Source organism: Marivirga salinae, assembly GCF_030503855.1.
Lineage (GTDB): Bacteria > Bacteroidota > Bacteroidia > Cytophagales > Cyclobacteriaceae > Marivirga > Marivirga salinarum.
Genome location: NZ_CP129971.1, coordinates 3,445,981 through 3,461,543, shown reverse-complemented (window position 1 = coordinate 3,461,543; position 15,563 = coordinate 3,445,981). Strand labels below are relative to the sequence as shown.

Annotated in this window: 12 protein-coding genes and 3 tRNA genes; 7 read left to right on the top strand and 8 right to left on the bottom strand. The window is 34.9% G+C overall.

The genetic code is table 11. The annotated features are described in order from the left end of the window. Positions 1-71: 71 nt before the first annotated feature. Genes hslU through lon form a run of 3 tightly spaced genes read right to left on the bottom strand, consistent with a single transcriptional unit; the run spans position 72 to position 4,998 of the window. Positions 72-1,460 carry an ATP-dependent protease ATPase subunit HslU gene (gene hslU / locus QYS49_RS14590; protein WP_308348299.1) on the bottom strand — a complete coding sequence of 463 codons (1,389 nt, stop codon included), beginning with the start codon at positions 1,458-1,460 and terminating at the stop codon, positions 72-74. Further along, the gene (gene porQ, locus QYS49_RS14585; RefSeq protein WP_308348298.1) at positions 1,457-2,506 is read right to left on the bottom strand and encodes a type IX secretion system protein PorQ; all 1,050 of its coding nucleotides are present in this window, start codon (positions 2,504-2,506) and stop codon (positions 1,457-1,459) included. Before porQ ends, hslU begins: the two co-directional genes overlap by 4 nt. Beyond that, a complete protein-coding gene (gene lon / locus QYS49_RS14580; protein ID WP_308348296.1) occupies positions 2,503-4,998 on the bottom strand; it encodes an endopeptidase La in 2,496 nt (831 codons plus the stop codon). Before lon ends, porQ begins: the two co-directional genes overlap by 4 nt. Before the next feature lie 278 nt (positions 4,999-5,276). Here lon and QYS49_RS14575 point away from each other — a divergent pair, with 278 nt between their 5' ends. Both QYS49_RS14575 and QYS49_RS14570 read left to right on the top strand, forming a co-directional pair. Then, entirely contained in the window at positions 5,277-7,148 is a 1,872-nt protein-coding gene (locus tag QYS49_RS14575) for an OmpA family protein (protein WP_308348295.1), read from the top strand. 334 nt (positions 7,149-7,482) lie between these two features. Beyond that, positions 7,483-8,163: a hypothetical protein gene (locus QYS49_RS14570; RefSeq protein ID WP_308348293.1), complete on the top strand. Its 681-nt coding sequence runs from the start codon at positions 7,483-7,485 to the stop codon at positions 8,161-8,163. Positions 8,164-8,226: 63 nt separating this feature from the next. Here the strand turns inward: QYS49_RS14570 and rlmD are convergent, their stop codons facing one another. Together rlmD and QYS49_RS14560 are read right to left on the bottom strand one after the other, a co-directional pair. Next, positions 8,227-9,627 carry a 23S rRNA (uracil(1939)-C(5))-methyltransferase RlmD gene (gene rlmD, locus QYS49_RS14565; protein ID WP_308348291.1) on the bottom strand — a complete coding sequence of 467 codons (1,401 nt, stop codon included), beginning with the start codon at positions 9,625-9,627 and terminating at the stop codon, positions 8,227-8,229. 403 nt (positions 9,628-10,030) lie between these two features. Further along, positions 10,031-10,750: a tetratricopeptide repeat protein gene (locus QYS49_RS14560; RefSeq protein WP_308348289.1), complete on the bottom strand. Its 720-nt coding sequence runs from the start codon at positions 10,748-10,750 to the stop codon at positions 10,031-10,033. 238 nt (positions 10,751-10,988) lie between these two features. On the opposite strand from QYS49_RS14560, the gene QYS49_RS14555 reads away from it, so the two are divergent. The 3 genes from QYS49_RS14555 to QYS49_RS14545 all read left to right on the top strand — a co-directional run bounded on the left by QYS49_RS14555 (position 10,989) and on the right by QYS49_RS14545 (position 11,694). Next, a tRNA-Lys gene (locus tag QYS49_RS14555) sits at positions 10,989-11,061 on the top strand. Between the two features lie 193 nt (positions 11,062-11,254). Further along, positions 11,255-11,327 (top strand) — tRNA-Lys (locus QYS49_RS14550). A 283-nt stretch (positions 11,328-11,610) separates the two neighbouring features. Then, positions 11,611-11,694, top strand: a tRNA-Leu gene (locus QYS49_RS14545). 61 nt (positions 11,695-11,755) lie between these two features. On the opposite strand, the gene QYS49_RS14540 is transcribed toward QYS49_RS14545, so the two are convergent. Next, positions 11,756-13,126 carry a cystathionine beta-synthase gene (locus QYS49_RS14540; RefSeq protein WP_308348288.1) on the bottom strand — a complete coding sequence of 457 codons (1,371 nt, stop codon included), beginning with the start codon at positions 13,124-13,126 and terminating at the stop codon, positions 11,756-11,758. Between the two features lie 139 nt (positions 13,127-13,265). Between QYS49_RS14540 and QYS49_RS14535 the strand changes: the two genes are divergently transcribed. Further along, positions 13,266-13,568, top strand: a complete 303-nt coding sequence (locus QYS49_RS14535; RefSeq protein WP_308348286.1) for a hypothetical protein — start codon at positions 13,266-13,268, stop codon at positions 13,566-13,568. A gap of 202 nt (positions 13,569-13,770) precedes the next feature. Beyond that, positions 13,771-14,061, top strand: coding sequence for a phosphoribosylpyrophosphate synthetase (locus QYS49_RS14530; protein ID WP_308348285.1), 291 nt, complete (start codon positions 13,771-13,773; stop codon positions 14,059-14,061). Here QYS49_RS14530 and QYS49_RS14525 read toward each other — a convergent pair. Together QYS49_RS14525 and pyrR are read right to left on the bottom strand one after the other, a co-directional pair. Beyond that, on the bottom strand, positions 14,058-14,987 hold the full coding sequence (locus QYS49_RS14525; protein WP_308348283.1) for an aspartate carbamoyltransferase catalytic subunit: 930 nt from the start codon (positions 14,985-14,987) through the stop codon (positions 14,058-14,060). The genes QYS49_RS14530 and QYS49_RS14525 overlap by 4 nt on opposite strands. Continuing rightward, positions 14,987-15,532: a bifunctional pyr operon transcriptional regulator/uracil phosphoribosyltransferase PyrR gene (gene pyrR / locus QYS49_RS14520; RefSeq protein WP_308348281.1), complete on the bottom strand. Its 546-nt coding sequence runs from the start codon at positions 15,530-15,532 to the stop codon at positions 14,987-14,989. The genes QYS49_RS14525 and pyrR overlap by 1 nt, the downstream gene beginning before the upstream one ends. Positions 15,533-15,563: the final 31 nt, after the last annotated feature.

The following is a 15,563-nucleotide window of genomic DNA, read 5'->3' as shown; positions in this document are numbered from 1 at the left end:
GTACTTGTTACAAATACAAAAGCCCGAAATCCTAAAAGAATTGCGGGCTTAAATTTATTCTTTATTATAGTTTACAATATATACTGACTCAAGTCTTTATCCTTCACTAAGCCATCTAGTTTTTCGCCTACCATTTGTTTAGTGATCACCACTTTGGCATTGGCTCCAATTTTATCTGGGATATCGAATAATAATTCATTCAGCAACTTACTCATGACGGTCTGCAATCTTCTTGCTCCTATGTTTTCAACTTCAGAGTTTACTTGGAAAGCTATTTCAGCCAACTCTTCAAGCGCATCATCATCAAATTGTAAATCCACTTCTTCTGCTTTCAGCAATGCAGTATACTGCTTTGTAAGAGCATTTTTAGGCTCTTTCAAAATTCTTAAGAAATCTGCTTTAGTCAAGCTGTCTAATTCCACTCTGATTGGAAAACGTCCTTGTAATTCAGGAATTAAATCTGAAGGTTTGCTCACATGGAAAGCTCCAGCTGCTACAAATAAAATATGATCAGTATGAATAATACCATACTTGGTGTTTACAGCACTTCCTTCTACTATTGGTAATAAATCTCTTTGTACGCCTTCACGGCTTACATCGCCACCGCTTGAATTGCCACTGCCTTTTGCGATTTTATCAATCTCATCAATGAAGATCATTCCGGTATTTTCTGCCTTTTTGATGGCTTCTTCTTTCACTTCATCCATATCAATAAGCTTGGAAACCTCTTCATCTATTAAGATTTTTCTAGCTTCTTCTATAGTGACTTTACGCTTCTTGTTCTTTTTTGGCATCATGTTACTGAGCATGTCTTGTAGATTTATCATGGAAGCTTCGTCCATCATTCCTCCACCTACCATGCCCATGCCATTACTGGAAGCAGTTTGTACATTGATATCAATCTTACGATCCTCCAATTCTCCATTACGTAATTTTTCTCTGAAACGCTCACGGGTCTTTTGGTTCAACTCATAATCATTGTCAGGCACCTGATTATCTGCCGTGGTGCTAACAGGGCGTTGGTTTGTTGACTTCATAGGTGGGATTAAAGCATCCAGAATGATATCTTCCACTGCTTGTGAGGCCTTTTCTTTCACTTCCTCTTTTTTGGAAGCTTTGACTAGGTTTACAGATTGCTCAACCAAATCACGCACCATGCTTTCTACATCTCGCCCTACATATCCCACTTCCGTAAATTTGGAAGCTTCCACTTTCGTAAATGGGGCATCAGCAATCTTAGCCAATCTTCGGGCAATTTCGGTTTTACCTACACCAGTCGGTCCAATCATTAAAATGTTATTAGGAACAATCTCACCTTGGATTTCGATAGGGGTATTCATACGCCTCCATCTGTTACGCAATGCAATGGCTACATTACGCTTAGCGTCATTCTGTCCTATTATATATTTATCGAGTTCTACAACGATTTCTTTCGGTGTCAAAAATAAATTATTGTTCATGATTTCTTCTTTACAAATTCTTTTAAATTACTTCCTAGCGTTATAAAATGGGCAAAACCACCCGCTTGGTAAATGGCACTTGAATAGGCCATATTAAATTTTTTGGTTTGAAAATATACTCCAAATGTAAACCCTCCTGCACCGCCTACTTGTTCAGCTCTTAATGATTGACGGATAAGATGATTATAACCTGCTCGTAGATTTACATTTTTTCCTAAAATTATCTCAGTACCAATAGTTACATGCTGAAAAATTTTATCAAAAGTAGATGGTGAATTATTGTTTACATCCGTAAAAACCACATTATCATCATCACTAAGTAAACTTTCATCAAAGTAGCTTAAATCATATTGATAGAGCCGATTCAATGTTAAGGAGAAACGGAAAGGCATAAACTCGGGTTTATAAGTTCCGCCTAATTGTACATCAAAAGGTAAATTTCTTTCTTCTGCTGCATATTTTGAGGTGAAAAACCCTAAATTCTTGATCACTAATCCTAAACTTAGTTCTTCCTCTGGATGTACAAATGCACCACCTAAATCAGCCAATAAAGCCGATTGATTAAAACCACTGATTTGATTTGCAACAAATTTTAAACTTGCTCCATATTTAAAAACGCCATCTTCTCTTGAGTGACTAACTTGAATAGCATAATCTGAAGCATTGAAATTTTCAGTTGTTCCTCCTGTATTGTCAAATCCTTCAAACTGTCCGTAATGAAAATAACTTATACCCAAACTGAAAATGCCTACCTTTTCAAAATCTTCGGCATAAGTTATTTGACTATTGTAAATGTCTGCAAAATACGGGTTTACACTAAAGGAAATTTGTCCTGCCATATCAGAATTCAATAATGCAGGGTTTTGCCAAACCATATTGACATCTCCTGCATTTGAACTTACATTTACAGTTCCCATACCAGCTAATCTTGCATGATTAGGTGTTTCCATAAATGAAAAGGCACGCAATCCACCTATTTGACCATAAGCTGTTGTAAAGGTCAAACAGATGGTGAAAAGGCTTGCTATGACCTTTTGCCAAATCATATTATACTGGCCGAGACAGTTTTTTTGTTGTCATCTTCTGGAATTACAAAATCAATCGGATTCTTGATCTTTTCATTCAGTAAAGCGATTTCTAATACCTCACTTACTTGATCCACAAAATGAATATTTAAGCCTTTGATATATCTTGAATCAATTTCATCTATGTCTTTTTTATTTCGCTGACATAGAATCACATCTTTAATTCCTGCTCTTCTTGCAGCTAGAATTTTCTCTTTCAAGCCACCAATTGGCAATACTTTTCCTCTCAAAGTAATCTCACCTGTCATGGCTAATCTAGATTTTACTTTTCTTTGAGTGAATATAGAAGCTAAGGAGGTAATCATTGCTATACCAGCTGATGGTCCGTCTTTTGGTACCGCCCCAGCTGGAACATGAATATGAAGATCGTAATGATCAAATATTTTATGATGTATTCCTAATTCATCGGCATGAGAACGCAAATAGGAGAGGGCCGTCATGGCAGATTCCTTCATTACATCGCCCAACTGACCAGAAAGTGTCAATTTCCCTTTTCCTCTGCTTAGGCTCGATTCTATGAATAAGATTTCACCTCCAACTGAAGTCCATGCAAGTCCGGTAACCAAACCAGCGGTTTCATTATCTTGATAAATTTCTTTTTCATAAGCTTCAGCACCTAAAATTCTGATAACATCTTCCGTTTCAATTTTACTATTGAACTCTTCTTCCATTGCAATGGATTTGGCAATATTTCTTACGACTTTTCCAATCGTTCTTTCCAATCCTCTTACACCTGATTCTCTTGTATAGTCTTCAATGATTTTAGCAACTGCTTTTTTGCTGATGGTGACATCTTTCGCTTTTAAGCCATGCTCCTTTTTCTGCTTAGGAATAAGGTGTTTTTTAGCGATTTCTACTTTTTCTTCTAAAGTGTAACCTGTTACCTCAATAATTTCCATTCTATCTCTTAGAGCTGGATGAATAGTATCTAAAGAATTGGCAGTCGCAATAAATAAAACGTTTGACAGATCATAATCCACTTCCAGGTAATTGTCCTGAAAAGCTTCATTTTGTTCTGGGTCTAATACTTCAAGCAAAGCTGATGAAGGATCTCCTCGGAAATCAGAATTTACTTTATCGATCTCATCCAAAATATAGACAGGATTTGATTTTCCCGCTTTTTTCATGTTTTGAACGATTTTACCAGGCATTGCACCTACATAGGTTTTTCTGTGACCACGAATCTCGGCCTCATCATGAACACCACCTAATGACATGCGTACATATTTTCTACCTAAAGCATCTGATATGGATTTACCCAATGAGGTTTTACCAACTCCTGGAGGTCCGTAAAGGCAAAGAATTGGCGCTTTCATATCCTGTTTGAGCTTCAATACCGCAAGATATTCTATAATTCTTTCTTTAACTTTCTCAAGCCCGTAATGATCACGATCTAATATTTTCTTGGCTCTTTTCAGATCGAAATTATCCTTAGTGAGTTCTCCCCAAGGCAATTCCAATAGCAATTCTACATAATTCATCGCAACAGGATATTCTGCTGCTTGTGGATTGATACGGGAAAGTTTATCAATTTCTTTGTCAAAATGTTTTTGAACAGTTTCTGACCAGTTTTTATCTTTGGCTTTCAATCGTAAATTATCCAATTCTTGGTCGGGGCTGTCTTGTCCCAATTCATCTTGCAAAACTCTAATCTGCTGTCTTAGGAAATAATCTCTTTGTTGTTGATCAATATCCGTATGAACCTTTTTATGGATTTCATTTTTCAATTCCAGCATTTGGATATCCTTCAACATAAATTCCAAAAGCAAAGTAGCGCGTTCTTTAGCATTAGTTTTTTCTAATAACTTTTGTTTATCGGCTACTTCCGAATTAATGTTGGAAGAAAGGAAATGCGTTAAGAAATTCGGGTTCTCTATGTTATCTAAAGCAACCTGAGCTTCTTGAGGAATTTCAGGGTTAAGCTTTAATATTTTGCTTGCAGCATCTTTTAGTGATTGAATTACTGCTTTATTTGATTTTAATTTGGGGTCAAGCTCTTCATCATCCAATTCTTGAAAGGTAGAAACTAAGAATGGGTCTTCTTGAACTATCTCTTTTACTTCAAATTTTTGTTTTCCTTGAATGATGATAGTGGTATTACCATCAGGTAAAACAATCATTTTCAAGATACGAGCTACTGTACCAATATTGTAGATATCATCCTTTCCAGGATCCTCAACTTTACTGTTAGATTGCGCTACAACGCCAATTATTCTATCGCCTTTGTAAGCTTTTTTTACAAGTTTAATTGATTTTTGACGACCTACCGTTATGGGAATGACAACCCCTGGGAAAAGTACAGTATTTCTAATGGGTAAGATTGGAAGTTCATCAGGTAGTTCTTCCTCTCGCATACTATTTTCTTCATCAGTAGATATGAGTTGAATCAACTCACCTGTCTCATCATCATTTATATCTGAAAAAACTTGTTGATGCTTTAATATTGAATCCATATTTATATTTAATATTTCAGCCATTTTGGCATTTGAAACCTCTTTTTTGTCCCCTATTATTGGGTGCTTGCCTAATTCAATTGTTATGCCAATAAAATATTGTCTAATTTTATATTTAATTTCGATGTAATTCCGACATTTTTCGGATATTAAAGTTTAATATACTGACATATTTACCGTAAAACTATCAAATTGTCTTGAAGCACCCTTTTAAATATTGCTTTTTAATATTGTTCCTTAGCTTTTCTTTTAATCTTTTAGGGCAATATAATCCTCAAGTGGATTTATCTAAGAAAGAAACTGATGAATTGTTTCCATTTTACTTCCCTAATGTTAACCAAATAAATTATTACGAGGATGAAGATGAGTTGAATAAAATTAACAAAGCACAGGTAAATAAAAATTGGGAAAAATTTAAAGAATTATTAGAAGGCTATGTAAAAAAGTTTGCCACTGAAAATTTTTACAAAGACACTCGATTTATTTGGCAATTAGCTAAAATGGAAGAGCTCTACGGTGATTTTGAAAAGGCCAAAAGCTTATATAGATTGGCACTGAAGCACCATCAAAGCAAAATAGATTTGCGACAAATGGAGATTTTCATGGATTCCGTTCAGCTAGAACAAACAGATGATTACGTTCCCATTGATTATTATTATGAATTGGTCGATTTCCGCAAATCAATTGATACATTGGTGCCTCCACGAGGTATATTATTGAGCATGGGGAAACAAATCAATTCCAATATGGCTGATTATGCCCCTGCATTAACTTTGGATAATAAAACTATGATTTTTACTTCAAAGCGAAGTTTAAGTGGCAGTATTCTATCAAATAATTCCAATGAAGACCTATATATTGCCGTTCAAGAGGATGGAATGTGGCAGGATGCAGTTCAACTGAGAGATATCAATAGCAGATATAATGAAGGTTCTGCTACCTTAAATTCAGAGGGGAATCAAATTATCTTTGCTAGGTGTGGTTCTCCAGATGGATTTGGAAATTGTGATTTATATGAGACACATCTAGAAGAAGATAGTACATGGAGCAAGGTAGTTAACTTAGGGGCTAATTTAAATTCCAAAGCTTGGGATTCTCACCCTACAATATCAGTTACTGGAGATTCTCTCTTTTTTGCTTCTGATAGAATTGGTGGATTTGGTTTATCTGATATCTATTTTTCAGTTAAAGATGAAGATGGTAATTGGACAAGGGCAAGAAACCTTGGGCCCGTTGTAAATACTAGAGGCAATGAAGTAAGCCCTTTTATTCACCCACGATATAAGATCTTATATTTTAGTTCCAACGGTCATCTTTTGAATTTCGGAGGATTTGATATTTATAAAGCCAATGCAAAATCTTTTTTATGGGATGAGCCACAAAATATTGGGCCATTAATTAATACTGAAGGAGATGAGTATTATTTCACGATAGATTCCGAATCTGAGGATTTATTCTATGCCGGCTCTTCTTCAATGAGAAGTCATAATCTAGATTTATTTTCATTTCCATTGCCTATGGAAGCTCAACCAGGGGCGAATACCAAAGTTTCTGGGGTTGTAACGGATACTGTTAAAGGTAAGCCGTTTAGAGGAATAGTTTCTATTGTGGATATTGAAAATGGAATTGAGATAGCACCAAAATTCACAAGGGAAGACGGTAGCTTTGAATTTAATTTGATTAATAATGCCAATTATGTGATGGTGGTTCAGTCAGACGAACTCTTTAGAATTGAGGAGATGTTTTTCCTTAATGGGGACACTGTCATTAATAAAAATGTTGATCCATTGACAAGTAAAATCAGATTCAAATCAATTGAATTTGAGGAAAATTCCGCCAAACTAAGGCCTGACATGTACAGTGATTTGGATAAGGTGGTAAATTTTTTACTTGATTATCCGGAATTTAAATTAAAAATATCAGGCCATACAGACTCATCTGGGGATGAGCTAAGGAATAAGTCGCTATCTCAGGAAAGAGCAGATGCTATTCGAGATTATATTATAATACTCCATCCAATTGAAAAAGATAGAGTAGTGGCAGAAGGATATGGGAATAGTCAGCCAGTGGTTGAAGATGAAGAAACTGATGATGATAGAAGATTGAATAGGAGGGTAGAGTTTGAAATCTACCGTCCTAAGGATGAATAATTTTTTTAATAATAAGTTTATACAGGAATGAAATGATTATTTCTTTTAAATGAAAGATATAAGAAATACTGAAACAATTAATTCAATATTACATTATTCTTTTGCCAATTAGTTCATAAAATATTATAGACATAAAATATCTTTAACTTGAAAAAGGTACTTTTCCGTTTTTAAAGGTCATCAATTCTACTGCTGTTTCTGTTTATCCATTATTTTGTTCTTTGTATATAAGTGATTTTCATACATCATTTTATAATTGCTTATACGAATATCTTTGTAATACCTTCCAACCGTTTTGAGTTTATACAAGTCCATAGAAAAAATAAATATGAAAATGATTAAAATTAAATCTTTATTGATAGTAGCTCTCGGAGCATTCGGAATGTTTGCTTGTAGCGAAGATGAAACAAATGGAGCAAGATTAAATCTTGACTTCAATACGGTCACAACTGCGGATAACACAAGCCAAAGGGCTTTAACCAATGGACTTGAGTTTACAGATGGTTTTATCACCTTAAGTGAAGTGAGATTTGAAGCTGAAGCAGATGTAGATTCTTTAGAGATTGAATTTGAACTAGAACAGCAAACTGTGATTGATTTTGCAACAGGATCTACAAATCCTGATATTAGCGGAGTTTCTATTCCTTCAGGTACTTACGAAGAAGTAGAAATAGAAATTGAGCTTTTTGACGAAGGTGATGAACCAGGAGTAGTGTTGAACGGAACATTTACTCATGATGGTGTTGAAACTCCGGTTCGTTTCGAATTTAATTCAGGAGAAACTTTTGAGGTAGAAATGGAAGGTGCAGTTGTTTTAACTGATGGTACTAATGCTCTTGCTCAGATTACCCTTGATCCTCATGTTTGGTTTGCAAACGTATCTGCAGAGCAACTTGCTGCTGCCGATAGAAATGAAGCTGGTGTTATTGTGATAAGTGAATCAATAAATTCAGATATCTTTGAAGTAGCAGCAGATGGATTAGATCTTGCTACAGATGTTGAATTTGAAATGTAATCCAATTAATAAAAGTTAAAGTAAAAGGGCGATGGCTTATTAGTCATCGCCCTTTTTATTTAACTACTTTAGTTCTAACAAGATTACATTTTCAACATGATGCGTTTGTGGGAACATATCCACGGGCTGAACTTTAGTTACTTTGTATTTCTCATCTAATAAAGCTAAATCCCGGGCTTGTGTAGCAGGATTACAACTGACATAAACTATTTTACTAGCACCAAGACTCAAAAGTGTATTGATCACATCAGGATGCATTCCTGCTCTAGGAGGGTCAGTAATGATTACATCTGCCTTGCCATGGTGAGCTATAAACTCATCATTGAAAACATCTTTCATATCACCTGCAAAGAAGTCAGTATTCTCAATATTATTGAGTTGGGAATTTATTTTTGCATCTTCAATTGCTTCAGGTACATACTCCACTCCAATCACTTTTTTAGCACTTTTAGCAATGAAATTGGCAATTGTTCCAGTACCTGTATAAAGGTCATAAACGATTTCATCTCCTTTCAGATCGGCAAAGTTTCTGGCTACTTTATATAACTCATACGCTTGATCTGAATTGGTTTGATAAAAAGATTTAGGGCCAATCTTAAATTGCAAACCTTCCATTTCTTCTATAATATGGTCTTTTCCGTAAAACACCTTCACATCCAAATCATGAAAAGTTTCATTTCCTTTTTGATTTAGAATGTAAAGCAAGGAAGTTAACTCTGGAAAGCTTTCTTTTATATGATTTAGCATCATGCTTAACCATTCTTCATTTTCTTCTGCAACCTGCAGAATGACCATGGTTTGACCAGTAGTTGATGTTCGGATAATTAAATTTCTTAAGAAGCCAACTTGCTTAATCAAATTGAAATAGGTAATGTTATTTTCCTTTGCAAATCGGTCAACGGAATTACGAATTGCATTAGAAGGATCAGCTTGCAAATAGCATTTCTCAATTTGAACAATCTTATCAAATCTTTTAGGAATGTGAAAACCAAGTGCATCTGATTCAAATTCTTCTCCTGATGCTATTTCTTCAGTAGTCAGCCATCTATTATTGGAGAAAGTATACTCCATTTTATTTCGATAGAAAGTAGTGTTTTTTGAACCTAGAATGGCGTTGATTTCAGGTAATTCAACTTTAGCAATTCGTTCTAAAGCATCTTTTACTTGCTCGCTTTTGAATCCTAATTGATCATCATAGCTTAAATGTTGCCATTTGCAACCACCACAAACACCATAGTGGCTACAAAACGGTTCAATTCGTAACTCGGATTTTTTATGGAATTTGATAGCGCTTCCTTCAAGGAAACTTTTCTTTTTCTTATGAACTCTAACGTCAATAATGTCACCAGGAGCAGTTCCTGCAACAAATACTACTTTATCTTTATAATAGCCCAAAGCTTTACCTTCTGAAGCTATCTTTTCAATCTCTAATTCCTCTATAATTGGATGTGGTTTTCTTCCCATAGCCTGCAAAATTAGGCTAATATTTTTGAAGGGAAAAGCTAGTGCATTGAATTTATCTTAGACACTCATGTTAGATATTGAAAATGTATGACATTTATCTAATATCGATTATTATTTTTGCTAAATGCTAATTTCAGACACTAAGATAATGCGTTTCGGGTATGTGCCAGACGGCTGGAACCGTCAGACACTGGGCAAACGGTTTGCGTTCACACGGTCTGACGGGTTCTGAAATAACTTTTAAGAATGGTGAATTTCCCGTAAAGCAATTCTCTTTAAATCATGCTCTAACTCCGTCTGACCGTTTTGTGTGGTCAAATGGTTCTAAATTGCATGGAAGAAAACTGACAATTTTCAGGGTATTCAATGGTTTTAACCGATCGAGAGTCTTTGCTATTAAAAATCAAAGCTTTTTAATTTGAGAAGTTTTAATATATGCTTCCTTCTCCTCAATAATCACTTTACTCCAAACATCAACTTGATCTTTAACTTGTATTTTTGCTGGCGTATTTACTTTCGCAACTAAATTAGCTCCTGATGAAGGTCCTTCTAAAAAATAACTTGGAGTGCTTGTAATTACGGCTTCTGATTTTCCATCATAGTTATTCAGGAAGGCTACAAAAAGTAGAGGTATAAAAGCAAGTGCAAAATAATTTCTTTTTTTATGAATTTTATTTCTATTCTTTATCATTAACCCAAGCCCTAAAAAGATGATAATTGAAAAGAATAATTGGAAGTAGAGTTTCCACTCTTTATATAATAAATTAGCTTGATAAGTTAATCCGTAATCAAAACCAATAGCTTTTTTAGTCTTAGCAGTTTCTTTTAAATAATCAATGACTTTTTCATCTTTTGTAGATTGATAATATTTTTCTAAAAAATACATGGATTTACCAGGATTTTCCATTCCTTCTTCAATTCTTGCTAACTTTAAGAGCATAGCTGGACTTGAATTTCCTGCATTATATATTTTCTCATAAATTTTTATTGCACTGATATACTGCTTTTTTTCATATAGAGAATCAGCCTTAACTAATTCCTTTTCAAGGGACTGCGTGAACCCAACAGCAGTAGTAACAATGAGAAGAATAAGAGAAGAAAACAGAAATTTGAACTTTAGCATTTGCATTTTATTTATTTGTACTTACCTTTGCAACGCAATTAAGGAAAACGACTACTTAAAAGCAATAAAAACACTCGGAACTCAATCATATTGAGTTGGCTAATTAAACGAATTAGATAGAGTAAAATTTTATAGTAAATGACTCGCTAGCTCAGCTGGTAGAGTATCCCGATTAAATGGATCGGGAGGGTCTTGGGTTCAAACCCAAGGTACATAACATTACTTATACAATTATTATGACTCGCTAGCTCAGCTGGTAGAGCACATCCCTTTTAAGGATGGGGTCTTGGGTTCGAACCCCAAGCGGGTCACTTTTTTTAAAATTGTGAAAACAATTTTATGATACAAACTATTTTAAAAGCTCTGATAAAAAGAATCAGAGCATTTTTTTTCTTTAAGATTTGGACTCACTAGCTTAGCTGGTAGAGTATTCCGATTAAATGAATCGGGATCGACTTGGGTTCCGAACCCAAGTTAAAAAAGAATATTTAATATTAATAGTATGACTCGCTAGCTCAGCTGGTAGAGCACATCCCTTTTAAGGATGGGGTCTTGGGTTCGAACCCCAAGCGGGTCACTTGTTTCAAAAGCTCTGGTTAAACGAATCAGAGCTTTTTTTCTTTGGGGTTTTACTGGTTATTCCGGAAAAAATTGAGAGAGTTTTGGATTCCGAATCTAAACTAAAAAGCATTTACTTAATACTCATAATTTAACTCGATAGCTTAGCTGATAGAGCATTCCGACTTTTAAAGTCGGGAGAGTCTTAAGTTCGAACCCCAAGCGGGTCACTTTCATAAACCTATCTGGTGAAAAATGGATAGGTTTTTTAGTTTTAGAATGTATATTTGCTATCTAATCAAGCGCACGTGGTGAAATTGGTAGACACGCCACCTTGAGGGGGTGGTGCCTTAACTGGTGTGGAAGTTCGAATCTTCTCGTGCGCACAAATAAAAAGGGCTGTGAAATCTATTTTCACAGCCTTTTTTGGTTTATGGAGTGCTGCTATTAGTCTGCAAACGCCATCAATAAATCTTGTTTTGTGATGATATGTGCATCATTCTTATCATCTAACACCATCAAGGCCTTGTCACCATGATTCATCATGGAAGAAATAGTATCAACCGTGGTATTCAAAGCAATAAATTTGAATGGATTGTCCATTATCTCCGAAATAGGCTTAGCCTTTAATTCCGGATTCTCTACTAATTTATTTAAAAGCTGAGTATCTGAAATACTTCCAACAAATTCACCCGATTTGGTTATCGGTAATTGTGAAATAGATAACTCATCTAATAATTTTACTACCTCACCAATTTTCTGATCGCTTTCAATGCTTATTAATTTGTAACTGCTACTTCTTTTCTTTATAATATTTTTCGCAGTTGCATAATCATTATTTTCAATGAAGCCATGATCTTTCATCCAATCATCATTGTAAATTTTACCTAGATAACGTGTTCCATGATCTGGTAGAATAATTACCATCACATCATCTTCTTTCATATTTTCCTCAGCATATTCAAGAGCACCGTGAACAGCAGAACCACAAGACCATCCACAGAATAAACCTTCTTCTCTGGCTAATCTTCTAGTCATGATGGCGCCATCTTTATCGGTTACCTTTACAAAGTGGTCAATCATTGCGAAATCAACATTCTTAGGTAAAATGTCTTCACCAATTCCTTCCGTTAAATAAGGATAGATTTCTTTCTCATCAAATTTACCAGTCTCTTTATATTTCTTGAATACAGAACCATAAGAATCAATTCCGATGCTTCTGATCTCTGGATTTTGATCTTTTAAATATCTTGAAGTACCGCACATAGATCCACCTGTTCCTACACCAGCAGCCCAATGTGTTATTTTTCCTTCTGTTTGTTCCCAAATCTCAGGTCCTGTGGTTTCATAATGTGCCCTTGAGTTAGACATATTATCATACTGATTAGGATAAATAGAATTAGGAGTTTCTTCATGTATTTTTTTAGCTACAGAATAATAGGAGCGAGGGTCATCTGGGCTAACATTAGTAGGACAAACGATTACTTCCGCACCCATGGCACGAAGAATGTCCATTTTCTCTTTTGATTGTTTATCAGCCAAGGTGAATACACACTTATAACCTTTTGAAATGGCAGCTAAAGCCAGCCCCATACCAGTGTTTCCGGATGTCCCTTCAATGATGGTTCCTCCAGGCTTAAGTTTACCTTCTTTTTCAGCATCCTCAACCATTTTGATCGCCATTCGATCTTTCATGGAGTTGCCAGGATTGAAATATTCAACTTTTACCAGTATTGTACCTGGTATTCCTTTGTTGACTTTGTTTAATTTCACCAATGGAGTATTTCCAATGGTCTCTATAATAGAGTTGTAGTACATTTTTTATCAATTTGCTTTCCGCAAAGTTAGTTATTTATAATCATCATTGAAATGTGACGTACGTAATATTCATATTCTTTTAAGAAGAACAGTAAGTAATAGAGTGGCGTTCTTTGTATAGTATTAAATAAAGAACGTTATGCAAAACCTTATTCCACAAATCGCATTCAAAATCAATGAGTTATCTGATTATGGATATAGCAATAATTTTCTTTTTGAAAATGGAGAGTTGGTATTGAGAAAAGAAGAAGATGATATCCAAATAGAAAAACATTATGTGGCAGAGCAAGTATCTGTAGAAGCTGAATATTTGTATGAAGATAAAGGTTCTGCAGTAATCACTTTTATGACAAATGATGGTGAATTAGGTTATGCAATCGATACAATGGATGCTTCTGGTGAATTTCCAATAATCAATTATTTTGAAGCTTTAGAAGATTAACCCTGATTATTCATAACCTGCATTTGGATAATGATAATAATCAATTAATAGTAACTGATTTTCAAATAATTACAATAGGGTTAACTCCGACATCCCGGGATGTCTGTCCTTCGGGCGGAAAATTCAATCGAATTTTTAGGGTTCAGTTTGGCTAACAATCTTTAATTGATTCCGTTAGTAGCCATAAACAAAAACAAAGTTTATGGATTCAATGAACACAGTGGGTGAAAAGATAGAGGAATTAAAAAAGCAAGGTTATACTGAAGACTTTTTCTTTGAAGATGGAAAGTTGAAAACTGAAGAAGACTCTTTTGAAAGAAAGGATATTACTGAAATAGAAGAATATAGATTTGAAGGGAAATCAAATCCTGATGATTTATCAATATTATATCGAATATCAACTTCATCTGGCAAAAAAGGAACTATAGCTGATGGCTACGGGCCCAGTGCCAATCAAGAATTAACAGAATTTATACTCCAGGCAGAATCTTAATTCTGCCTTTTTTGTGCTAATAAGTATAGAACAGCCATTCTAATAGCTACTCCATTTTCTACTTGATTCAGTATTATAGATTGTTTTGAGTCGGCTACATCGCTGCTTATTTCCACACCTCTATTAATTGGTCCAGGATGCATCACAATGATTTCTTTCCCGATGCTGTCTAATAACTTCTTATTTACACCATAATAAAGTGAATATTCTCTTAAAGAAGGGAAATATTTCAGTTGTTGTCGCTCTAGCTGGATTCTTAGAATATTGGCAATATCGCACCATTCTAAAGCTTCTTTTACATCCCAACTTATTTTCACTCCTAAATCTCCAATATATTTTGGTAAAAGTGTGGCAGGACCACAAACCATAACCTCTGCACCTAGTTTTTTTAAGGCGTAAATGTTTGATAATGCTACTCTTGAGTGTAAGATGTCACCGATGATCGCGACTTTCTTTCCTTTAAGATCTTGAACTTGTTCCCTTATTGAATAAGTATCCAATAATGCTTGAGTTGGATGTTCATGAGTTCCATCTCCTGCATTCACTATATTGGCATTTATGTGTCTGGAGAGAAAATGAGCAGCTCCTGCACTTGAGTGTCTCATCACTACCATATCCACCTTCATAGAAAGGATGTTATTGACCGTATCTAAGAGTGTTTCTCCTTTTTTAACCGAACTATTAGATGATGAAAAGTTAACCACATCAGCAGAAAGTCTTTTTTCTGCTAATTCAAATGACAATTTTGTTCTAGTGGAATTTTCAAAAAATATATTGGCAATGGTAATATCTCGAAGAGAGGGGACTTTTTTAATAGGTCTATTGATAACTTCTTTGAAATGATCGGCAGTTTGAAAAATCAATTGAATATCTTCTTCTGTTAAGTCTTTGATACCCAATAAATGATTTACACTTAAATTTGTCATTATTCTTCTTTTGTCACTAACCAGATTTTATCATTTTCAGCACCTTGGTCCGTCCATTCCACTAGTACTCGCTGAGTTTTAATAGTATTCACCCTTTGCCCCACATAGTCCGGTTGAATAGGTAAATCTCTAGTATATTTTCTATCAATAAAAGCCAAAAGTTCTACTAGTCGAGGTCTTCCGAAAGCGATCATTGCATCTAATGCAGCTCTAACTGTTCTTCCTGTGAAGAGCACATCATCTATTAAGATCACCTTTTTATCTTCAATTAGGAAAGGGATATCAGTAGCATTTGCTTTTATAGGAATATCTCTCCGTCTAAAATCATCTCGGTAGAATGTAGTGTCGAGTAATCCTAATGGAAGTTCTTTATTTAATCGCTGATTTAATCTTTTTTGTATTCTCTGTGCTAAGAATACTCCTCTTGGTTGAAGACCGATTAATACCGTATCTTGAAAATCTTTGTGGTTCTCAATCAACTCTTCCACTAACCTGTTAATGGTGATTTGTAATAGGTCGGTATCTAAAATCAGACGTTTTTCCATAGCGCTGTGGCAAAGATAGTAAACTGATGAT